The 23,643-nt window shown below is 40.7% G+C and carries 17 protein-coding genes and 1 pseudogene; 14 read left to right on the forward strand and 4 right to left on the reverse strand.

Annotated elements, in window-relative coordinates; all coding sequences use genetic code 11:
- Together KKC46_21445 and KKC46_21450 are read right to left on the reverse strand one after the other, a co-directional pair.
- Positions 1–259 (reverse strand): hypothetical protein (locus tag KKC46_21445; GenBank protein ID MBU1056367.1); only part of this gene is annotated, 259 nt, incomplete at its 3' end.
- Positions 248–499: pseudogene (locus KKC46_21450) on the reverse strand (RHS repeat protein). The gene KKC46_21445 and the pseudogene KKC46_21450, both read right to left, overlap by 12 nt.
- A gap of 72 nt (positions 500–571) precedes the next feature.
- Between KKC46_21450 and KKC46_21455 the strand changes: the two are divergent.
- From KKC46_21455 to KKC46_21465, 3 genes are all read left to right on the forward strand, one after another.
- Complete coding sequence (locus KKC46_21455; protein MBU1056368.1) at positions 572–865, forward strand: hypothetical protein; 294 nt, start codon at positions 572–574, stop codon at positions 863–865.
- Positions 843–1,463 carry a nucleotidyl transferase AbiEii/AbiGii toxin family protein gene (locus KKC46_21460; GenBank protein ID MBU1056369.1) on the forward strand — a complete coding sequence of 207 codons (621 nt, stop codon included), beginning with the start codon at positions 843–845 and terminating at the stop codon, positions 1,461–1,463. The genes KKC46_21455 and KKC46_21460 overlap by 23 nt, the downstream gene beginning before the upstream one ends.
- Before the next feature lie 398 nt (positions 1,464–1,861).
- Positions 1,862–3,505 carry a DEAD/DEAH box helicase gene (locus tag KKC46_21465; GenBank protein ID MBU1056370.1) on the forward strand — a complete coding sequence of 548 codons (1,644 nt, stop codon included), beginning with the start codon at positions 1,862–1,864 and terminating at the stop codon, positions 3,503–3,505.
- Positions 3,506–3,603: 98 nt separating this feature from the next.
- On the opposite strand, the gene KKC46_21470 is transcribed toward KKC46_21465, so the two are convergent.
- Together KKC46_21470 and KKC46_21475 are read right to left on the reverse strand one after the other, a co-directional pair.
- The gene (locus KKC46_21470; protein ID MBU1056371.1) at positions 3,604–6,060 is read right to left on the reverse strand and encodes a heavy metal translocating P-type ATPase; all 2,457 of its coding nucleotides are present in this window, start codon (positions 6,058–6,060) and stop codon (positions 3,604–3,606) included.
- A 123-nt stretch (positions 6,061–6,183) separates the two neighbouring features.
- A complete protein-coding gene (locus KKC46_21475; protein MBU1056372.1) occupies positions 6,184–6,585 on the reverse strand; it encodes a transcriptional repressor in 402 nt (133 codons plus the stop codon).
- A gap of 237 nt (positions 6,586–6,822) precedes the next feature.
- On the opposite strand from KKC46_21475, the gene lepA reads away from it, so the two are divergent.
- From lepA to KKC46_21530, 11 genes are all read left to right on the forward strand, one after another.
- Positions 6,823–8,619 carry a translation elongation factor 4 gene (gene lepA / locus KKC46_21480; GenBank protein ID MBU1056373.1) on the forward strand — a complete coding sequence of 599 codons (1,797 nt, stop codon included), beginning with the start codon at positions 6,823–6,825 and terminating at the stop codon, positions 8,617–8,619.
- A 190-nt stretch (positions 8,620–8,809) separates the two neighbouring features.
- Complete coding sequence (locus KKC46_21485; protein ID MBU1056374.1) at positions 8,810–10,099, forward strand: 3-isopropylmalate dehydratase large subunit; 1,290 nt, start codon at positions 8,810–8,812, stop codon at positions 10,097–10,099.
- A gap of 202 nt (positions 10,100–10,301) precedes the next feature.
- Positions 10,302–10,826 (forward strand): 3-isopropylmalate dehydratase small subunit, encoded by a 525-nt coding sequence (locus KKC46_21490; protein MBU1056375.1) that lies wholly within the window; start codon positions 10,302–10,304, stop codon positions 10,824–10,826.
- Between the two features lie 167 nt (positions 10,827–10,993).
- Positions 10,994–11,776 (forward strand): hypothetical protein, encoded by a 783-nt coding sequence (locus KKC46_21495; GenBank protein ID MBU1056376.1) that lies wholly within the window; start codon positions 10,994–10,996, stop codon positions 11,774–11,776.
- Positions 11,773–14,910, forward strand: a complete 3,138-nt coding sequence (locus tag KKC46_21500; GenBank protein ID MBU1056377.1) for a DEAD/DEAH box helicase — start codon at positions 11,773–11,775, stop codon at positions 14,908–14,910. The genes KKC46_21495 and KKC46_21500 overlap by 4 nt, the downstream gene beginning before the upstream one ends.
- 330 nt (positions 14,911–15,240) lie before the next feature.
- On the forward strand, positions 15,241–16,569 hold the full coding sequence (locus KKC46_21505) for an ankyrin repeat domain-containing protein (GenBank protein MBU1056378.1): 1,329 nt from the start codon (positions 15,241–15,243) through the stop codon (positions 16,567–16,569).
- 224 nt (positions 16,570–16,793) lie between these two features.
- A complete protein-coding gene (locus KKC46_21510; protein ID MBU1056379.1) occupies positions 16,794–18,101 on the forward strand; it encodes a caspase family protein in 1,308 nt (435 codons plus the stop codon).
- A gap of 9 nt (positions 18,102–18,110) precedes the next feature.
- Positions 18,111–19,370 carry a caspase family protein gene (locus KKC46_21515; GenBank protein ID MBU1056380.1) on the forward strand — a complete coding sequence of 420 codons (1,260 nt, stop codon included), beginning with the start codon at positions 18,111–18,113 and terminating at the stop codon, positions 19,368–19,370.
- A 42-nt stretch (positions 19,371–19,412) separates the two neighbouring features.
- Positions 19,413–20,705: a caspase family protein gene (locus KKC46_21520; GenBank protein ID MBU1056381.1), complete on the forward strand. Its 1,293-nt coding sequence runs from the start codon at positions 19,413–19,415 to the stop codon at positions 20,703–20,705.
- Positions 20,706–20,781: 76 nt separating this feature from the next.
- Positions 20,782–21,567, forward strand: coding sequence for a DUF4384 domain-containing protein (locus tag KKC46_21525; protein ID MBU1056382.1), 786 nt, complete (start codon positions 20,782–20,784; stop codon positions 21,565–21,567).
- 203 nt (positions 21,568–21,770) lie between these two features.
- Complete coding sequence (locus KKC46_21530; GenBank protein ID MBU1056383.1) at positions 21,771–23,048, forward strand: radical SAM protein; 1,278 nt, start codon at positions 21,771–21,773, stop codon at positions 23,046–23,048.
- Positions 23,049–23,643 lie beyond the last annotated feature (595 nt).

Below are 23,643 nucleotides of genomic sequence, written 5' to 3' on the forward strand. Positions count from 1 at the left end.
CTTCCAGCACCTGGGCATATGGTCGGTTGTGATCGACCAGGTAATTCGTAATGTTACCGCCTACTACTTTGGCTACCCGGATACCGTCTGAGTCATACCCGTATGCGGTTGCCCCGGCTGCGGTGCTAACACCGACCAATCTGTTTTCAAAATCATAAGAGTAAAGCGTAGTATCTACGCCTTCGGTTTTGCTAAGGGTGTTGCCGTTATCATCATAAGTGTAGGTGGCAATAGATGTTGGTCCGGCTTCCGAGAGCATACGATCGTTGGCATCATAAGTGTAGGAGATAGTACCACTTGCATCGGTTTTGGTCAACCGGTTACCGAAATCATCATAGGTATAGCCGATTGTCTCATTGCCCAGGGCAGGATCTGTAATGGCTTCCTGAGTCAGGCGGTAGAGGGCGTCATAGATGTAATTGACTGTTCTTCCGCTTTGTTCGACAACGGATAAACGGTTGCCCGCAGGTCCCAGGGCATAATAGTAACTCGATATCAGCTCACCGCCGGACTTGTGGTCATTATTTTTATAATATTGATTATTGCCTCAAGATATACTATAAATATTAATATGAAAAAGGAAAAAGAAAAAGTATTAGCTAAATTCAAACCGTTTTTATGGTCTTACGATTTAGGGAAGATCGATTTGGAAAAAGATAAAAAACGGATAATAACCAATGTTTTAAATCTTGGCACAAAAGAAGCCACTGATTTATTATTTAAGATATATGACAAAGCTGAAATCAAAAAGCAGGTAGAAGAACCTCTACCTGGCGAATGGAGCGACAAATCATTAAATTACTGGTCGATTTATTTTGATATTAAACCGCAGCAGGCTAAAAATGTTTTACGGCATCTTGGATAAAAAAAGGCAAAACTTTTTGCCACAGCTCGTATCTCTTAAAAATGAATTTTATTTAGCAGGAGGCACAGCCCTTGCTCTGCAAATTGGTCATCGGGACAGCATTGATTTTGATTTTTTCAAAACCGGTGATTTTGACACTAAACTGCAGTTCCAAAAAATAAAAAAAGATCTAAACACTTACAAACTGACCAAAATCCAGGAAGAAAAAAATACGCTTACCATTCTGGTTGATAATGAGATAGTGCTCAGTTTTTTCGGTTATAACTATCCGCTGATAAAAGAAGTAATAAATGAAAAATATCTTTGCCTGGCTGCGATAGAAGATATTGCAGCAATGAAAATGTCAGCTATCTTAAGCAGGGCCAGCAACAAAGACTATATTGATTTGTATTTCATTCTGCAGATTCATAAACTAAAAGATTTATTGGAGCTGGCAGAAAAAAAATTCCCGGATATCGATATAAATCTGATTTTAAAAAGCCTTGTATATTTTGCGGACATTGCCATGGAACCTATAAAATTTAAATATGACAAAACTGTTTACTTTGAAGATGTTAAAGCTTTTTTAATCAAAACCGTTAAGAATTTGAGTGCTTAATCAAAAATAGCTCTCGGTTGTCCTATCAGATCCATATATAGTTGAATTAAACAATCGACGCCATATGAATTTTTCCATTCAATCTTAAAATGAGGCCAGCCCATAGAATAATAAATGTCTTCTAAGTTTCGTTCCTTCGCAAATAGGTCTACTTTAGCTTTTACTGCTTTGCAAACAATCGTTACCGATAGATTGAAGCTCACCGCTTATAGCATCGGGGAATGCATTTAAATCAAATGATAAAATTAATCCGGATGCTTTCATTTTTAATCTATGAAAACAAATGGATATAATTCATATAGATATTTTACTATCTTTTTTACGGATAATTGCGTATTCTTGCTATGTTCAATTGAGCAAATGGATAATATTTAATAGTTTTTTAGAAAAGAGAAAAAATGACAGAAAAAAAGACATTTAAGGATTTTGGGCTTTCGGCAAAAGTGCTGGAGGCAATAAATAAAAAAGGGTTTGAAGAGCCAACCCCGATTCAGGTTATGGCTATTCCAATGATGCTAAGAGATGATACGAATATCATCGTTCAGGCCCAGACAGGTACAGGCAAAACTGCTGCATTCGGACTGCCTCTTGTAGAAATGGTCAACACTGACTCCGCAGCAGTTCAGGCGCTTATTCTGGCTCCTACGCGTGAGCTGGCCATTCAGGTAGCGGAAGAAATCAATTCGCTTAAAGGAAACAGGGATATCATAATAACGCCGATATATGGTGGCCAATCTATTGATATGCAGTTACAAAGACTGAAAAAAGGTGTGCATATTGTAGTCGGAACTCCGGGCAGGGTGATTGATCATCTTAACAGAAAGACTCTAAAGCTTGAAAAAATTGAGCATCTTATACTTGATGAAGCGGATGAAATGCTTAATATGGGATTTGTCGAAGATATTGAAGAAATAATGAAGCATACAAATCCGGACAAAAGAACGCTGTTATTTTCTGCTACAATGCCGGAAAGAATAAAGGCTCTTGCGCACAAATATATGAAGGGTTATGAATTTATTAAAGTTAAAAAAGAGCAACTTACAACTAATCTAACCGAGCAGATATATTTTGAGGTAAAAGCCACCGACAAATTTGAGGCGCTATGCAGGATAATTGATATTAAAGATGCTTTTTATGGTTTGGTTTTTTGCCGGACCAAGATTGATGTTGATTCTGTTGCAACTCATTTAATGGATAGAGGTTATGATGCGGAAGCAATTCATGGAGATATATCACAGACTCAAAGAGAAAGAACTCTGGAAAAATTTAAGAAAAAAAGAGTCACTATTCTTGTAGCAACAGATGTGGCGGCTCGTGGAATTGATGTTAACAACCTCACCCATGTTATAAACTATTCACTGCCTGAAGATACAGAGTCATATGTTCATAGAATAGGGCGTACCGGAAGAGCCGGAAATCTTGGTACCGCTATCACATTTATTACTCCCAGTGAATATAAAAGATTGATGTTTATACAACGTGTAGCAAAGACTGATATTAAGAAATCGAAAGTACCTAAGGTTAAAGATATTATCAAAGCCAAAAAGAAAAAGATTTACGAAGATTTGACTACTATTCTTAAAGAGAAAATAGATGCTGATTATCTAAGCTGGGCTGATAGAATGCTTAAGGACAATAATCCCGAAGAGATATTAGCCGCCGTACTTAATTATTGTTTTGAAGAAGAACTCAATCCTGATGTCTATGGTGAAATAGAAGAGATCGGTTCAAAACCAAAACCGCTTGATAAACATGGTAAGGCAAGGCTTTTTGTTGCACTTGGGAAAAAAGATAAGATTAATGCCGAAAAACTTGTTGAGCTTATCGGAAGCAAAGCCTCGGTTAAGTCTAAAGATATCAGTGAAATTCAGATAATGGACAAATTCTCTTTCATTACCGTTCCTTTTGAAAAAGCCGAAAAAATTGTTGTTAGCTTTAGAGAAAAAGGGCGAAAACCACTGATTTCACATGCTAATAAAAATGGACAAAGCGCATTTAAAGTCAGGGGTTCTAATAAAACTAAGTCGCATTCAAAAAGATAGCAAGGCGGCAAGGAGGTTTTTCCGCAGGCGTATATGTAATACGCCGGGGACAGAACCTTTGATGCCAACGCAGATAGAATTTGAATAGCGACTTGGTATCAGTTAATTTTGGTGTGCTGAAGGCGAAGGCTGTTTGCGACAACCGATATACTGCTTAAGGCCATTGCACCAGCTGCAAGCATAGGATGAAGCTGTCTTAAGAAATCTGGGAAAAATGAAAAAGGATGCAAGATACCTGCTGCAACAGGGATAAGTATTATATTGTAAAAAAATGCCCAGAATAGATTCTGTTTTATGGTAGTCATTGTTGCCTTGCCAAGCATGATTGCCTTTGGCACCCCAAGCAGATTGCCGCCTGAAAGAATAATATCGGCTGTTTCAATAGCAACATCTGTTCCGCTTCCTATTGCAATTCCGACATCCGCCTGTGCAAGAGCAGGAGCGTCGTTTATTCCGTCACCTACCATCCCTACTTTTGCATTACTTTTTTGAAGTTCTTTGACTTTAAGTGATTTTTCTTCCGGTTTAACTTCCGCAAAGATCTTCTTTATACCTGCATCGGATGCAATAGCTTTTGCTGTCATTTTGTTATCTCCTGTAAGCATAACAACTTCGATACCAAGGTCGAAAAGCTTTTTAACTGCTTTGGCCGATTCGGGTTTTACCTTGTCTGCCACAGAGATTAGTCCTAAAATCTCATTTTCAGTGGCAACCACTATCACAGTTTTTCCTTCAGATTGAAGAAGGCTGATTTGATTTTCAGCCATTTTTGTATTTAGTACTGATGATTTGAACCAATCCGGTTTTCCTATCATTATAAACTTGCCATTCACAGATGCTTCAACCCCGATACCTCCGGTTGATTTAAATCTTTGAGGCTCTGAAAGTATTATTTCCCTTTGTTTTGCTTCATTTACAATTGCTTTTCCAATGGGGTGTTCGGAACCTTTTTCTACAGAAGCTGCAATTTGTAAAAGCTCGTCTATACTTTTACATGCCGGATCAAAATGAAGTATATCTATTACGGAAGGCTTGCCGGTTGTTATGGTTCCTGTCTTGTCTAAAATGATTATATCAAGTTTTGATGCCGTTTCTAGTGCTTCACTGTTTTTATAAAGGACTCCATTTTCAGCTCCCTTTCCGGTTCCGGCCATGATAGCTGTAGGAGTTGCAAGACCCAAAGCGCAGGGGCAGGCAATAACAAGTACTGCAACAAATCTGATCATGGCATTCACAAAACTGCCATCAATTGACCACCATAATAAAAAAGCTGCCAGTGCGGCAACAAGAACAAAAGGTACAAATACGGATGCAACACGGTCTGCAAGCGCCTGAACAGGTGCTTTACTCCCCTGCGCCTGTTGAACAAGTCTGATAATCTGGGCAAGTACGGTCTCTTTTCCTACACGAATTGCCCTGATTTTCAACAAACCTTCTGTGTTGATTGTGCCTCCTGTGACATTATCATTTATTTGTTTGTCTACAGGTATTGATTCACCACTTATCATAGATTCATCAACAGCCGATTCGCCATCTGTAACAATACCGTCAACGGGAATTTTTTCTCCCGGCCTGACAATAAGAATATCTTCTACTTTTACATGAGCCAGAGCAATTGTCTTTTCTATGCCGTTTTCCAATATTGTTGCTGTTTTTGGCGATAGCTCCATAAGCCTTCGGATAGCTGCACCTGTTTTTCCCTTTGTGCGGGATTCAAGCATTTTGCCAAGTTTTATAAGAGTGATAATTACAGCTGATGTCGCAAAATAAACATGAGTGCCCGGAATAATAGAAAGCAGTACTGCAATAGAATAAAAATATGCAACAGACGAGCCCATAGCAACAAGAACATCCATGTTTGCGCTCTTATTTCTAAGGCTTTTGTATCCTCCTATATAATAGTCCCATCCTGTATAAAACTGAACCGGAGTGGAAAGTACAAAAAAAAGCCAGCTTACCCATGATGCATAACTCCATGCACCTGTCAGCTGAAAATCTCTTCCCATACTTAAGAGAAAAAGTGGTATGGTAAAAACAAGCCCTGTTATAAATTTTTTAGTTTGATTTTTTATTTCTGCATCGCGCGCTTTTTGCTCATAATCATTTTCATCCGGTTTGTCGGACAGCAAATCCGGTGCTATTGCATCGTAACCGGCTTTTCTTATGGCAGATATAATATCTTTAATGGAAGTGATTCCCGGCAGGTATTCTACATGAATACGTTCGGCAGCAAAATTAACATAAATATTAACTATGCCTGGTACTTTTTTATTAAGGGTTTTTTCTATATTGATGGCACAATTGACACATGACATGCCGGTTACCGGAAGTTCAGCTTTACTTGTAACAGCTTTGTAGCCTAAACCGCTTATCTTTTCGGTGATGTCTTTTAGTGAAATTCTGCCCGTATCATATGTAACATAAGCCTGTTCGGAGGCAAAATTAACAGAGACATCTATTACACCATCTGATTTTTTTAAACCTCTTTCGATATTTGCAGCGCAGTTTGCGCAGGTCATTCCGGAAACAGGTATAGCAAGCTTACGTTCTACCATGAAAGATCGTCCTTTTAGCGGCAAGATAAAAACTAATCAATGAAGGAATTGCAAATTATACTCTAAAGATAACAAACAACATTTAATATGCAGGCTGACTTTTTATTTACCCGGCATTCACAATTAAGTGTCTTTTGATGAGCATTCAGGACAAATACCTATAAACTCAAGCCTGTGGGATATAATATTATAATCGGTAAACGAACGCATCTTTTTTTCAAGCCCGTTTTCAAGCTCAAAAGGAGCATCATCAATTCGTCCGCATATCATACATCTTAAATGATAATGATTTTCAGGATTACCATCAAAGCGTTTGAGATTTCCGGCAATTTCGATTTGTTGAATTTCTTTTAATTCAGACAAAACTTCGAGGTTTCTGTATACAGTACCAAGGCTTATACGGGGAAGAAGTTTTTTTACCATCCTGTAGACATCTTCCGCCGCCGGATGGTTTTTAACTTTTTTCAGCTCTTCTAAAATTACTTTCCGCTGTTGTGTAGTTCTATGATTTTGTTTTTGATGCAAGCTTGCTCACACTCCTTCTTAACTTCTTTGCCGATCTTGACATAATTTGAATTTATCTGGTAAAAAGACAGGCTTTTTTATATACTATATGTTACATAATAAAAGGATTCAAGAAAGAATAATCACGAGATTCAAAAATTATATTTTATCTTTAAATTAATCAAAGTGTTAGATTAAAATAATTATTGATCTTAATAATTTCAGACAAACCACAATTGTAAGCTTTGGGCATGGATAATGAATAATATCAGAAATTTCAGCATAATTGCACATATAGATCACGGCAAATCAACACTTTCTGACCGCCTGATCCAGAAAACCGGTATGATTACCGACAGGGATTTCCATGACCAGATTTTAGATAATATGGATATTGAACGCGAAAGGGGCATTACTATAAAAAGTCAGACAGTGTGCCTTCCATATACTGCAAAAGACGGCAAAAAATATTCCTTGAATCTTATTGATACTCCAGGCCATGTTGATTTTTCATATGAAGTTTCAAGAGCACTTGCATCCTGCGAAGGAGCACTGCTTATAATAGATGCCAGCCAGGGAGTTGAAGCACAAACCATAGCAAATCTCTATCTTGCTATGGAAAACAATCTTGTTATTATCCCGGTTATAAACAAGATAGATCTTCCTTCCGCAGATATCGAGAGGGTAAAAGTACAAATAGAAGAAGACTTAGGCCTTGATCCGGAAATGGCAATACTTGTATCTGCCAAGGAAGGCACAGGTATAGATAATGTGCTTGAAAGCATTGTTAATAATCTGCCCCCTCCTTTGGGTGACCCTGAAGCCCCTCTTAAGGCTTTGATATTCGATTCGTTTTATGACGCTTTCAGGGGAACTATTGTATATTTCAGGATTTTTGAAGGCAAGTTAAGAGTTGGAGATGTTATATCTTTCATGTCCAACAAGGCTTCATACAGGGCAGAAGAAATTGGAATATTTCAGTTAAAGCGGATACCTAAAAAAGAACTTTCGGCGGGCGAAGTCGGGTATATTATAGCAGGTATAAAGTCGGTAGTAGATACAAAATGTGGTGATACAATCACATTAAAAACCAGGCCTGCCGATAAGCCCATGCCTGGTTACAAGGATGCAAAACCTGTGGTTTTTTCGTCTATATATCCGGTTGCATCGGATGAATACGACGAACTTGCAATTGCTATAGACAAACTCAAACTTAACGATGCTTCCCTTGTGTATGAAAAAGATACATCAGTTGCTTTGGGATTTGGTTTCAGGTGCGGTTTTTTAGGTCTTCTTCATCTTGAGGTTGTTCAGGAGCGACTTGAACGTGAATTTAATCTTTCTCTTATACTTACCGCTCCTTCGGTTCAATACTCCCTTATAATGAGTAACGGAACTGAAATGATAATTGATAACCCAGCACTTTATCCTGATCCGACACAAATCGATAGCACACTGGAGCCTTATATCCGCGCATCTGTTATCGTACCCAACCGTTACATGGGAGCCGTTATGAAGCTTTGTCTCGACAGGCGAGGAATTAACAAAAATTACCAGTATCTTACAAGCGATCGGCTTGAGATGATATTTGAACTTCCGCTTGCTGAAGTAATTTTTGATTTTCATGATAAGCTTAAATCCATAACCCAGGGATATGGTTCTTTTGATTATGAAATAATCGAATTCAGGGAAACAGATCTTGTTAAGATGGATATACTTATAAATGGTGAACGTGTTGATGCTCTCTCTCAACTTGTTCATAGAGATAGGGCCGTGGAACGGGGAAGGCTTACATGTGAAAAGCTGAAAGAAGAAATACCGAAGCAAATGTTTAAAATTGCCATACAGGGTGCAATCGGCGCCAAAATAATAGCAAGATCCACAGTTTCGGCTTTCAGAAAAGACGTAACTGCAAAATGTTACGGAGGTGACATTACACGGAAAAGAAAGCTTCTGGAAAAACAGAAAAAAGGTAAAAAACGGATGAAGATGGTTGGAAAAGTTATGATTCCCCAATCCGCATTTCTATCCGTATTGAAAACCGATACTGATTGATATTGGAGGGATGCGCAAACCAGTCATTAATTGATTTTATTACGGAATTGTGATTTTATGTTATTTTATATACCCAAAAGGGTTCCAGGGGTCAAGGATTCGAGGGTTCAAATAAGGTGTATACTGTTTCCCACTCGAACCCTTGACCCCTCGAATCCTTGAATCCTTTTTTTTATTATTTGGAGAACATATGGGAAAAACTATAGCTCAAAAAATATTTGATTCGCATATTATAGATAATCCTTGTGAAGGTATTTATGCAATACGGCTTGACGCTGTTTTCTGTCACGAGATTACAACGCCTATTGCTATTAATGACCTTGTGAGCCGTGGCAAAGACCGTGTCTTTGATACATCCAAAATAAAGGCGGTTATCGATCATGTTACTCCCGCCAAGGATTCAAAGACTGCTTTACAGGGAAAAATCTTAAGAGAATGGACAAGGCGCCACGAAATTAAGGATTTTTTTGATATTGGCCGAAACGGTGTATGTCATGCAATCTTTCCCGAAAAGGGCTTTGTAAGACCCGGCTATACCATAATTATGGGAGATTCCCATACTTGTACATACGGTGCTTTCGGGGCTTTCGGGGCAGGTGTAGGAACAACCGATCTTGAAGTAGGAATATTAAAAGGAGTTTGCGCATTTGGTTACCCTGAAACAATAAAGATAAATATCTGCGGGGAAATACCGGATGGTGTTTTTGCAAAAGATATCATTCTTTCCTTAATCGGTCTTATAGGTGTTAATGGAGCAACAAATAAAGTAATAGAATTTACAGGTCCTGTTGTCGAGAAAATGGGTATGGATGCCAGAATGACCCTATGCAATATGGCTATCGAAGCCGGTGCAACATGCGGAATTTGTGCGCCTGATATGACTACGGTAGAATATTTATGGAATTTTATAAAAGATGAATATAAATCGAAAAAAGCAGCATACAATGATTTTGAAAAGTATTGTTCCGATCCTGATGCTTCATATGAAAAGGTCATTGACCATTATGTGTCAGTCCTTGAACCCATGGTCACATTCGACTACAAACCGGACAATGTTAAGCCCGTAAGGGAGATGGAAGGCACAAAAATAGACCAGGTTTACATAGGCTCATGCACAAACGGAAGAATTGAAGACTTAAGAGTTGCGGCAAAGATTTTAAAAGGAAATAAAATCAGCGATTCACTGCGGGGCATAGTTTCTCCGGCAACCACAGACATATACAAACAGGCTTTGGATGAAGGAATCATTGCTACTTTTCTTGAATCCGGATTTTGCGTTACAAATCCTACCTGCGGAGCCTGTCTTGGCATGAGCAACGGAATAATAGCAGAAGGAGAAACCTGCGCTTCCACTACAAACAGAAATTTTAGCGGGCGTATGGGAAAAGGCGGCATGGTTCATCTTATGAGCCCGGCTACTGCTGCTGCAACAGCTATTGCAGGACATATTACAAATTCAAAATTATATAAGGTAAAGTAAAACCATCGGCTAAAGCAGATGGTTTTAGGATTCAAGGATTCAAGGATTCCAGGGGTCAAGGGTTCAAGTGAAAAACAACTTACATCCCACTTGAACCCTCGAATCCTCGACCCCTTGAACCCTTTTAAATCATAAATAAGACTTTCCCCAAGGCTGAATATTTATCTTATAAACCTATAAAAATAAAGAGCATATAATAGCTATGAAAAATTTTTCAGGAAAAGTACTTTTTCTTAACAGAGCAGATATCAACACAGATGAAATTATTCCGGCAAGATATCTTACCGAAAACACCAAAGAAGCTTTAAAGCCATATCTTCTTGAAGATATGAATCTGGAAGGTTTTGACAATAAGAAAGATATTGAAGGCAAAGCAGTAATAATCACAAGAGATAATTTCGGCTGCGGATCATCCAGAGAGCATGCCCCCTGGGCATTTGAAGTAAATGATATCAATCTTGTTATAGCCCCAAGTTTTGCAAGAATCTTTAAAAGAAATATGTTTAATTGCGGTATGATGGCTGTTGAGCTTCCGGCTGAAACCATAGAAAAAATATTTTCAGTTTTCTCAAATCAAAATACTGATCTTGAAACAGTATTTAACGACGGTTCCTTTATCTTAAAAGCCGGTGATACCAAAGAATCATTTGAATTCAAGATTTCCGAATTCGACAAAGCGCTTGTTGAAGCTGGCGGATGGGTGGATTACGCCGATTGCAAATATTGATGTATTCGGAAAAAGTAAATTTATGCCATAGGCAAAAGTTAATCCTTGAAGTTATTTGCGATTATTATGCTTTTTTTAAAAAGATCTTTGTAAGCTCTTAAAATAAGTTGTGTGTTTTTAAGCTATAAATTTATGCTTCCACTGGAGATGAATGCGTGAATGAAAGACTGGCGACATTAGTCTATGATAATCGGGAACAGCAGGTGTGTTGGCAGGGATATGAGCTGCTGGATAATGATGCATTTGACTCCTTCATGACGAAAAATGTAGCCGCTCGCCTAAATGATGATGAAGGTTCCATCGAATTTCAATCACACTTGCGAAGCCTTTCCTTAACCGGATTTGGAAAATCAAGCCTTGAAGCCGTATTAGATGCCGATACCCCGGAAGAACGTGATTGGGCTGTGGGTGAAGCTTTTGCAGAAGCCTGGTTGAGTGACAAACATAAGATCATTTGGCCATGGAATATGGAGAGAGACAAACGAAATGCAAACGCCAGTCTGCCTGGGGCAGATCTTGTTGGTTTCGTTGTAAATGGCTCTGATACAAGGCTTGTACTGGGTGAAGTGAAGTCATCCGGTCAAGATCAATATCCGCCGAATGTTTTGTATGGGCGTAGTGGTATGATTAACCAGATTGACAGATTGGCAGATGATCTCAAAACTATCCGAACATTGCTGAGATGGCTTTTCTACCGCTGTAAGAACACAGTTTTTGAAACTTATTACAAAGCATCCGCTATTCTCTATTTTAATTCTGGTAACAAATCAGTGTCGCTTTTTGGCGTGCTGATTCGCGATACCGAAGCCAATGAGCTTGATTTAAAAAACCGTGGAAAAAATTTAGGCTATTCCCTGAATGCCCCAACCTCCTGTCATCTACTTGCGTTCTATCTGCCTTGCAAAATTGCGGAACTTCCTGAAAGAGTGAAAGGAGGTGTCGCATCATGAATCACTGGCTGTTAGACAATATCGGCGCCTCCCGTCTTGAGGCACTGAAACAGGCGGAACGAGTTCTAATTTATCGTGAGTTGCTGCATCATAAAATTGATGTTGACTTTGGACTGATTCAACGTACGGCAGAAGCTCTAGAACTGGCCACCCTTGATCTGATCCTTGAACGATTTGAAGAAGATGAAGAAAAAAGCAACGCTCTCAAACAGTGTGCTGCGGATGCATTCCGACTTTATCGTATTCTCCCAGGAAGTGACAGTCCGATAGCCGATGGCATTCTGTTGTTACGGATGTGTGCGCTTGCCGTTCTTGGTGATATGGGCGCAGATGCCGCTCGCCTATTGCGTGAAATTGACTGGCCGCAATTATCTGTTGAATCTTCCGATTGGCATGACCGCACTTGGGCGGTAATTCTTGAAACATGGTTGAGGCTAATCCGGAAACAAGGCTGGACTGACCGTGATGCGGTATTGGAAAGCATTGCAGCTTTACGGAACGCCCAGCAGGAATTTGAAGAACAGTATCTGGAAGAGAGAGGAGGCATAGCTGCCAAGTCCATTGCACTCGAGCTAATTGGGCTGTATCATTTGGCTAAAGCAGCTGAGATTTTTGCACATTTTATCACCGATGGTGTGGTTGACGGCAATTACCAAATCCATCAACTGCTGGAAACACATTTCGACCGAGTGTTTGCTGTATGCAAAACAACACAGTTGTTGGAACTGGAGCCGTTAACCCGTTTGCTGTCAGCCTGCGCTTCACAGATGGTGGAAAATTCCATTTGGACAGTTACTCGTGCCGTAAACTCACGTGTAACGCAGTTTGTACGAAGTCTTGTGGATCAAGGTCGAGGCGACCGTGCCATATTTGATGTATTGCCTCCTCAGCGACGTACGCTGGCAGAAAAAGGTTTATTAGGCTCCAGCCGTCGTGCTGTGGTTGTCAGCCTGCCGACTTCAAGCGGTAAAACTCTGATTGCGCAGTTCAGAATTTTGCAGGCATTAAATCAGTTTGACTACGAACAGGGTTGGGTGGCTTATCTTGCCCCGACACGTACTCTGGTCAATCAGATTGCCCGCCAACTGCGTCGTGATTTTGCTCCATTGGATATTCAAGTGGAACAGGTCAGTCCTGCACTTGAGGTTGACAGCATCGAAATGGGCCTATTGCAAGAGCATGCTAGGGATCAGGCCTTCCGCGTTTTGGTGACCACTCCCGAGAAGTTGGATTTAATGTTGCGTCAGGACTGGGAAGAAAAAATTGGCAGACCGTTAACACTAGTAGTTGTTGACGAGGCACATAACATTCAAAATATTCGAAGAGGGCTAAAGCTTGAACTCCTGCTTTCAACCATAAACAAAGAGTGTCAACGTGCGCAGTTTTTATTGCTTACTCCTTTTATTGATAATGCCCGTGAAGTTGCCCGTTGGTTGGGTGGTCCAAATTCGGATGATGTAAGCCTTGCTCTTGACTGGCAGCCAAATGACCGTGTCGTTGGTGTTATCCAGGCTGAAAAAGGTAAGGTTCTGAAAGGACAAAGCTTTGATTACGATTTGAATCTTGAAACTGTTCATACGACCCGAAAAACATTGTCAGTGGATGGTTTGCTTTCATTTCCTAAATCAGAGGAAATCGCAAAAACATATAGAGAAGTAACCAATCAGAGCACAATGGCCGCAGTCACGGCCCAACATCTTCAAGAACGCGGTCCGGTAATTGTAATGCATACCCGCCCGGACTGGGTATGGTCGTTAGCAGAAAAATTAAAAATAGAGAAAAATATATGTAAAGATATCTCAGAAAATATCAGCCTCGTTCAGGATTTTCTGACATTGGAATTTGGCAAAGATTTCCCATTAGTTGAGCTTCTCAATTACGGAATCGGAGTTCACCATGCGGGACTTTCTGATGACGTTCGTTTCCTTATGGAATGGCTGTTTGAAGAAAATGAACTAAAGTTTCTTGTGGCTACCACCACTATTGCGCAAGGTGTTAATTTTCCGGTTACCGGTGTGGTCATGGCTTCGCATCAGTATCCGTATGGTGAGGATATGCCTCCTGAGGATTTCTGGAATATTGCCGGTCGAGCAGGTCGTGTCGGTCAAGGAAGTCTCGGGGTTATTGCGCTTGTGGCTGACACCAATGTAAAAGCTGAAACACTTAAAAAATTCATTAATAAGCAATCTGGTGATCTAAATTCTGCGTTATTGAAATTAGCAACAGAAGCGGGTGATTTTCTGACTGATCTCGGTGGTATTGTTTATAAAATCCCAGAATGGTCGAGTTTTTTACAGTATCTGGCACACACCTATCGCCAGATGGGCCAACCAGAGACCTTTATTGAGCAGGTTGAACAGGTTTTACGAGGTACACTAGGCTTTGAAAAGCTTCGGGCTCACGATTCAACATTAGCGAATAAACTATTAAGTGGCATTCAGACCTACACAGATTATCTGAAGCTCCCGAACCAGCCTCTTAAACTAGTGGATAGCACTGGGTTTTCGTTGCAGAGCATTAAAACGGTGTTGAAACATAAGGGGAGTATCGATAGCTCTTCCTGGGATTCAGAGAATCTGTTTGAAACCGGAGGCAACACCCTTGAAGATATGATGGGAGTTCTACTTCGTGTTCCTGAACTTAGGGAGAATCTTGAAGCAGCAACAGGTGGCAAATCTCCTGATGGTAACAAACTTGCGCTCATCATAAAAGATTGGGTGAACGGAAAGTCAATAGCGGATATCGCCAGCCTCCATTTTGACGGGAATATGACCAAATGCGGGCAGAATTTATTTGGGAAGTTAACACAAACTGCCTCTTGGGGCCTGGGCGCATTATTGTCCATTACCACAGGCGATTTACCGGAGGAACAATATAAACAGCTGAGCAATCTACCTTCCCGAGCGTTTTACGGGGTCAACGATGACTCAGCCATCGTGTTAAGGCTTTTAGGTATTCCAAGAACAGCTGCGATGCTGTTAGCAAACTCAATGAGTGGTATTCTTAACCAACCTTTGCCGCAAGTTAGAAATGTTCTCAGAAACCTTCCAGATCAACGATGGACTGAGGCGCTTGGAGAAAACGCGATAGTTTACAAAAAGATCTGGCATATACTGGAGGGTATTGAAGTATGACCTTTAAGATCCAAAACAAAATCCAGCAAGCAAAAAAGAGCCCCAAAAAGGGGGTCCGCTTTTAGCTCTTGTGAGATTAAAAAGACAACAGTATCTTACCTATTAAAAAATTCGATACGAAACGGCGGTTGGAGATTTTTTCTTTAACCGCTTTTATTTTTTGGCGGGAATAGGGCTATTTAAGGGATGCATTAAACTATTAAATATATTAAACCGATATACTGATTGATAATAACCGCATGCAGTTGTGCTATTACAAAACAATTCATTTACAAAACTGAAGGAATTAACTAAAAATTCAGCAAATAATATATTCTTAACAAGGGTTCTATGAAAAAATCTCTGATTTTTGTTTTTATATCTGCTGTGTTTTTTTCGTGTGCCGGTCTCACTTTGACCGGATGTATTTCTTCATTGGCGACAGCGGCATACAACGGTAAAACCGAGGCGGTGCGGGAAATGCTGAATGGCAAAAATGTAGATATAAACGAAATATACGCATGCAGCATGACAAGCCCTACAATGGGTTATACACCTCTGATGTGTGCGGTTGAAAAAGGAAACATAGAAATTGTAAAACTTTTTATAGAAAACGGTGCTGATGTTAATATAAAAAGCGGCAGAGGCACAGCCCTGCACATCGCGGTAGAGTACGGGTATCCTGACATTGTCCGGCTTTTACTGGATAAAGGCGCAGAGGTCAGCATAGTTGGAAGTCCGGGGTCGGCAGCGGATTCTCCACAAGGCACCCCATTACAGATAGCAAAAGCTAAAGGGCAGACAGTACTTGTCCGTATGCTTACCAAAGCCGAAGAAATGCAGTCAACCAAATATGACAAAGATGCATATCCGGTTAAAAGTGAAACGCCGGTATCGGAAACTGTCAAATCCGATGTTGATGAAATTCCATCCTTAAAAACCGCTACAAATAAAAAGGCTTTTGCAATTGTCATCGGCATTGAAAATTATCGCCAGAATCTTCCCAAAGCAGACTATGCGTCTCAGGATGCCCGTCTTGTTGCCGACTATCTTATAAAAGCTATGGGCTACCCTGAAGAAAATGTAATTATGCTTTTAAATGACCGGGCAACCAATGTTGATCTGGCAAAATACTTTGAGAAATGGTTGCCGAACAATGTTGAAAAAGGCAGTACAGTTTTTGTGTATTATTCCGGACATGGAGCGCCAAATCCCAGGACCGGTGATGCCTTTCTTGTGCCCTATGACGGCGATCCGTCTTTTATAAACCAAACAGGATATTCTTTGAAAAGGATGTATGAAGCTTTGGGCAAACTCCCGGCTAAAGACATTGTCGTTGCCCTGGATTCCTGCTTTTCCGGTGCGGGCGGAAGATCAGTTCTGGCTGAGGGTACGCGGCCACTGGTAATGAACCTGCAAAGTTCTTTTGCGGTATCCGGAAATATTAAAATAATGGCCGCTTCTTCCGGCAATCAGATCAGTTCGACCTATAAGGAAAAAGGACACGGCCTATTCACCTACTTTCTGCTTAAAGGGATTAAAAATGAAGATGTAATCAAGCCGGATGGTTCAATTGTTGTAGGTGACTTGTATGATTACATCAAACCCCAAGTGGAACGCATTGCCCGAAAGCAGTATAATAACGAACAGACGCCCCAACTTATCCCATCAGGGGAATAGGAACTTTTTGAATGTATGATTCAGGAAAAGAATATAGAGAGTTACAGGTTTTACATAAAATGATGTGTATTATGAAAAAATGGGGCGGACTTGGTATGTTTTTATTGCTGTTTTTAACTGTGGGATGTGGCCATTACGACGTCCCTCTGGTAGATGTTACAGCTGCCCCGCCTGAAATTATCCAAAAATTGCCATTGAATGCGGCGATTCTTATAAGCAACGAGATGGAACGTTATACATTCACGGGACAAACTCCACCTGCGCAAACATTTACCTTCCCCCTGGGGCAGCTTGTTAAAAATAATATTCTTAATATGCTGTCTCCTGCGTTTAATAAGGCGATGATAGTAAAAGGCGGGCCTTATCCACAGGATATCGATGTAATCGTCATCCCAAAGGTTGATAAATTCCAGTACTGGTTTGACAATCCCAGTGTTACAACAGGAAAGATTCTTGCTAAAATATCTATCCAAATTTCTGTTTATGATATGAAAGGAATGCTCGTATGGAAAGGAAGCATAAGTTCGCCTGTAGTCCCGGAGAAAACATATCCCGCCTATAGTGGTGAGGAATTTTTTAAAGCAACCGGGAGTGTGGCGGCAGAATCAGTCATAGGTGTTTTGGGGGAAGCCGCTAAAGCAATGACATCTTCACGTGAGATTCATGCCTTTGTTTCTTCAAAAGAAGTACCAGAAACAATTGCTTCAATAACTGCTCCAAAGGAATTTTCCATCATCAAATCCGATGTTGATGAGCCGCCGGCCATTTTAATAAAACCGGATAAAAATGCCTATGCTATCGTGATTGGTATTGAACAGTATCGTCAGCAACTTCCCAAAGCCGACTTTGCGGCTCATGATGCAAAGATAATATCAGCGTATTTAACAAAGATGATGGGCTATCCGGAAGAAAATGTAATTACACTGATAAACGACAGAGCACTGAAAAGCGATATGGAGAAGTATTTCGGTCGCTGGCTGAGTAATAATGTGGAAAAAAACGGCAGAGTGTTTATATACTATTCCGGCCACGGCACACCTGATCCCAAAACCGGGGGTGCTTACCTTGTTCCATATGATGGTGATCCCTCTTTTATTGCCGAAACCGGCTATTCTTTAAAACGAATGTATGACGCTCTGGGTAAGCTTCCGGCGAAAGAGATCATCGTTGCTCTGGATTCATGCTTTTCCGGCGCAGGCGGCAGGTCAGTGCTTGCCAAGGGAGCTCGTCCACTGGTGATGAATCTTCAGAGCGATACGGTTTTGTCAAGAAACATGACGGTTCTATCCGCTTCGGCGGGTGACCAGATCAGCTCCACCTATGATGACAAAGGCCACGGTCTTTTTACCTACTTCCTATTGAAAGGCGTTAAAGGCGAGGCAGATCTCAATGAAGACGGCAAAATAGAGGTGGAGGAATTATATAGCTACCTGAAGCCCCAAGTACAGAAAATCGCCCGGAAACTATACAACAACGAGCAATCGCCACAGCTAATTGCGCCGAATAAAAATAAAGAAATCATTATCCGATAGGAAACCGCCATGAAAAAAATGATATTTACAGGTATCTTCCTTATACTGATGTCGATGATGCAGGGATGCGGGGCAGGGATCATACATCGGACTACGGAAAAAGACCTGCAGGCAGTTACGTTTGATGAAACAAAAAATAAAGTGACAAAGATGTTTTTTGAGGGATTTCCTTCAATAGGAGTCTATTATACGAAGGCCTCTATAAAAATAAACGAGGAAGGATTCCAAGTCACCTCTGAAGACAATACCAGTCGAGCCCTTTGCAGTTTTGAAACAGGCGGGGACCCTGTTGTGACCGATTATGGGCCTTTGGCTGCCCTACAGTTCGCAGTGTCGATCAATGGATGCAATGCAGCGGTATGGTTTGACCAAAAAGAATCCGCCGTCATGTTCGCGCAATTGTTATACACGCTAAAGCATAAAGCGGCTGAAGTAAAAATTGCACAGAAGCTCCCCGTTACCACTGCCACTTCAGTTGGAGATAATAAAAAGATGATCAAATCGGATGTCGATATACTTCCTGAAAAAAAATCAACGCCCAACAAGCATGCTTATGCCATCGTCATCGGGATTGAGCGATATCGCCAGCAACTTCCCAAAGCTGCGTTTGCTGAAAATGATGCCCGGATTGTATCGGCGTATCTTACCCAAGTAATGGGCTATCCGGAAGAGAATGTCGTGACGCTTTTAAATGACAGGGCGTTAAAAAGTGACATGGAAAAATATTTTGAAAAGTGGCTGAGTAATAACGTTGAAAAAGACGGCACGGTTTTTGTCTATTTCTCCGGCCACGGCGCGCCAAATCCGCGTACGGGTGATGCTTATCTGGTTCCCTATGACGGCGATCCTTCGTTTATTGATCAGACAGGTTATTCTTTGAAAAATATGTATGAAGCTTTAGGCAAGCTCCCTGCAAGAAAAATTATCGTTGCTCTGGATTCCTGCTTTTCCGGAGCCGGTGGCCGGTCTGTTCTGGCGGAAGGCGCTCGCCCACTGGTAATGAATTTACAGAAATCTTTTAATGTGCACAAAAATATGATGATACTGGCTGCCGCTTCCGGTGATCAGATCAGTTCAACCTATAAGGCCAAAGGCCACGGCCTTTTTACCTATTTCATGCTCAAGGGAATTAAATATGAAGATGTCATCAATCCGGATGGATCAATTGAGATCACTGACTTGTACAATTACATCAAACCTCAGGTTGAGCGCATCGCGCGGAAACAATTTAACAATGAACAGACACCACAGTTGATCAGGGGAAAATAAGGATGAAAAAGTGACTTTATGAAGATCCGAACAATAAATATAATGTTTATCATAATTGTAGCAGCATTGATTAATGCCTGCGCTTCCGTCCCGCTGGCTCCGCCGGAAGCGGATACCCAAATAAAGAATATGCCACCGCCGCCGGATGAGGCGCTGCTATATGTTTACAGGGACTATCAGTTTGCCGGCTGTGCCGTTATGTTTAATATTTATATTGATGAAAATCGTGTTGACGGGTCGTTGGGCGTAAATAATTATTTAGTTGTAGCATTAGATCCGGGAGAGCATCGTTTTTCCTATGTCGCTACTCATCTCGCGCCTTCTGAGCTTCCTTCTTATCTGTCCGAGGGCTTCCTGCCTGTCCATGTCAATCCCGGTAATAAATACTACATCGGGATATCCTCCCAACATGGCCCGACCCGCACAAAGATGGTAACCGCGCCCCCTAAAGGTTTTGCTAATTGCAAACTGATTTATAAAAGCCGGCAACCGTCAACAGTGGTGGCTACAAAAAAGAGGGAGGTCCTTTCTTCGACTGCTGAGCATCAGCAAACGATACGATCGGATGTGGACACCCTTCCAGCAGCAACGCTACGAATAAATAAAAATGCTTATGCAATCGTAATCGGCATTGAACAATACCGTCAAAAACTCCCCAGTGCAGACTATGCCGTAAGCGACGCAATGCTCGTAAGTGAATATCTCACCAAAGTCATGGGCTATCTGGAAGAAAATGTTATTCTGCTCCAGAACGAATATGCAACCAACGTTGATTTTGTCAAATATTTCGAAAAGTGGTTGCCCAACAACGTAGAACCGGGCGGCACGGTCTTTGTTTACTTTTCGGGGCACGGTGCCCCAAATCCCAAGACGGGTGACGCCTATCTGGTCCCGTATGACGGCGACCCTTCTTTTATCGCCCAAACGGGATACTCATTAAAAAGGATGTACGCCGCCCTGGGCAAACTTCAGGCCAAAGAAATCGTTGTCGCCCTGGATTCATGCTTTTCCGGGGCTGGCGGCAGGTCGGTGCTTGCCAAGGGGGCTCGCCCGCTGGTGATGAATCTTCAGAGCAATACGGTTCTGTCAAAAAACATGACGGTTCTTTCCGCTTCGGCAGGTGACCAGATCAGTTCAACTTATGATGACAAAGGCCACGGGCTTTTTACCTACTTTCTGCTCAAAGGGATTAAAAATGAGGATGTCGTCAATCCGGATGGTTCCATTAAAATGGACGACCTATTCGGCTACCTCGCACCCCAGGTGGAGCGCATCGCCCGCAAGCAGTACAATAATGAACAGATGCCGCAGTTGATTGACGCGAAAAAGAATTAGGGGCCAATTACTTTTTAGAAAAATCCATCAGGAGGAAGGCTTGAAAAATATATCTTTATACGTTTTCATTTTTTTAATGCTTGTAGCGCATGCGGCATTTGCTGCTGAAAGCCCCTTATGGATTGAAGCGGAAGGCGAGGCGTATCTCGGTATTTACGACACACCCAAAGAGATTATAGAAAGAGCGAAACGGGACGCGCAGAGCAAGGCCATAGAACAGGGTGTCGGTGTTTTTATAAAGTCGCACACACTTGTTTCAAACAGTCAGCTTGTGGATGACCTGATCTTTGCGGCGGTCCGGGGTAGTATTGAAAAAGTAGATATTATTAAAGAAGGCTGGGATGAAAACGACAGGAATCTATACAAAGTAAAATTGAAAGCGTTGATAAAGCCGGTTTATCCTGAAAAAGGCGAAGGGCTTTGGGCCAAGCTCCATCTTTCCAAAACAGATTTAAAAGAAGGAGATGAAGTTCAGATTTTCTATCAGGTAAGCAAAGATAGCTATGTCTATATTTTTTCGATTGCTGCCGATGGTTCTGTAACACTTCTTTTCCCCAATTCCAGCACACCGGAAAATTTTATCATGGCAGGAAAACCATACCAGTTTCCACCGGCAGATAGTGGCATACATTTAAAGGCTATGTTTTTGCCAGACTTTAAAGATGTTTTGGCGGAAGAAAGAATAAAAATTATTGCAACCCGACACAAAGAAGGCTTACTTTCACTCGGCTTCCGGGAAGGTATCTTTCAGGTTTATGATGCAAAATCAACAGGCATGATAAGCGATCTTGTGCGACGCCTCAACCAGATAGAACCGACAGACTGGACGGAAACTACGGCAATTTATTATTTAAGAAAATAATTTGTACCCGATATGTCTTTCGGCTGAATTTTTTATAATATTTTCAGGTGGCAATTGTCATTAGATAATGATACAGGAAATTAACCAGTTTTTAAAAGTTGTCTTTGAGCTTAAGCGATAGCTCAAAACGCCCAGAGGTTCACGCCTGTGCCGGGCATTTGGACTTTTTAATATTTAAAATTTCATGAAAGATTTTCTGCTAAATGCTATTCCCACACTCAAATAACCTGTCTTTCAGTGTTGAAAAACAAAGCCCCATTACCATCACAAAAGCAAGCTTTCCGCTTCGCTATGGAAGATATTCTGAAATTAAAACATCCGAATGCGAATTTATTTTTAATTTAAATGGTGAAATAAAGTTTGTCAGAGGTCTGAATACAAACTGGCCTCATCCGGCCGAGCAGCTCAAACGGACGGATGGCAATGACTGGTTGTATTATACGGTAGGTGATGTTGGCGGCGAAAAAGGAATTATCTCATGGGTGGGTGAATACTACCTGCCTTGTCTTCCTTATCCCAGCAACGCGGTTTGGGAAGTAAACTACTACAAAGATGCCAATATTATGAATGCATTTGCAGCCTGGTCTCAATTATATGCAAATCTTTATGGTATGAAAAAAGATGGCCTGCATTCAAGGATAAAAGACCTGATAAATCTTATTTTACAGAATCATGACGGCGTGCTGTATGAACGATCCCAGAAATTAAATTCAATCATAGGCGAGAGGGTGTCAGTTCTTCCACCAGATACACGTCATGTCGATTACGAAGTCATTCCAATAATTATAGCAGACGGTTGTCTTTATCACTGCGATTTTTGTTGCGTTAAATCCGCCCGAAAATTTCAACCACGATCTAAAGATAATATAATAGATCAGATTCAACAGCTAAAAGCTCACTATGGGCGCAATATAGAAAATTATAATGCTCTGTTTTTAGGCAATCATGATGCACTTGCAGCCGGAGAAGAATTGATATGTTATACAGCATCCGAAGCGTTCAAAGCTTTTTACTTAAAAGTCGCGCACAGTTCAACTCCATTTCTATATTTGTTTGGAAGTGTTGATTCCATGCTTAATTCTAAAAAAAAATTATTTGATAAACTCAACCAACTTCCCTATTATACCTATATTAACATTGGATTCGAATCTATAGACACACCAACTTTGAAACTCATTCAAAAACCGGTTGATACAGCAAAGGTTCAAGACGCTTTTTATAAAATGCTTGAAGTTAATACGAATTATTCAAACATCGAGATTACGGGCAATTTTTTAATAGGCGAACAGCTTTTGCCCGATCACTATCAGTCCCTGGCTGAATTACTCCGGACAACTTCATCTAACACACTCAAAAAAGGGGCTATTTATCTTTCTCCGCTAAAGGACAGCCCTAAAAAGCGTGAATTGCTGCCGCAGTATTTCGAAATAAAAAATCAGAGCCAATTGCCGGTATATATGTATTTAATTCAGAGGCTATGATACAAGAGATAAGCTCAAACAATATTTAACCGCTATGCAGGTTTTGTTTGGGTCTGAATAATAATTAATTTTTGATAGAGACAGGGGAAATATTTTATATATAGTCAATTATTTTAAGAATTTAGTCAAGAGATAAAAGGCTCAAATGTATTTCTGGAATATATATAAGTTAAAAAAAACTGGCTCTATCAGGATTAAACAGGCATAAAGCTTGGCTCTATTTGCTGGCAATTTTAATTGTCCAAATTGTGCCGTGCTTTTTTATTGATGAAAAGCCCGGTTTCTGGGATACTTTTGAAACCACAACTTTCTTTGTGCTTCTGATATCAGGTACGATATATTGTTATAAAGCAAATGGAGGGCCTAACAGGAAAATATATTTTGAACGATATATTTCATTAGCCTGGGTTTTTGGAATTCGCTATACTTTTATTGCGATGATACCAATTATCATATTCTATATGATTTTGTATTTGGCCATTCCCGGTTCTGTAGAAGTAACTAATTGGTATGATGTAGCTATTGGATCTGTTTGGAGAGTAATTTTTTACTATTTGCTTGCATACAGCTTATATTCGTATTCTAATTAAACTGG

It is taken from the genome of Pseudomonadota bacterium (genome assembly GCA_018817425.1).
Lineage (GTDB): Bacteria > Desulfobacterota > Desulfobacteria > Desulfobacterales > RPRI01 > RPRI01.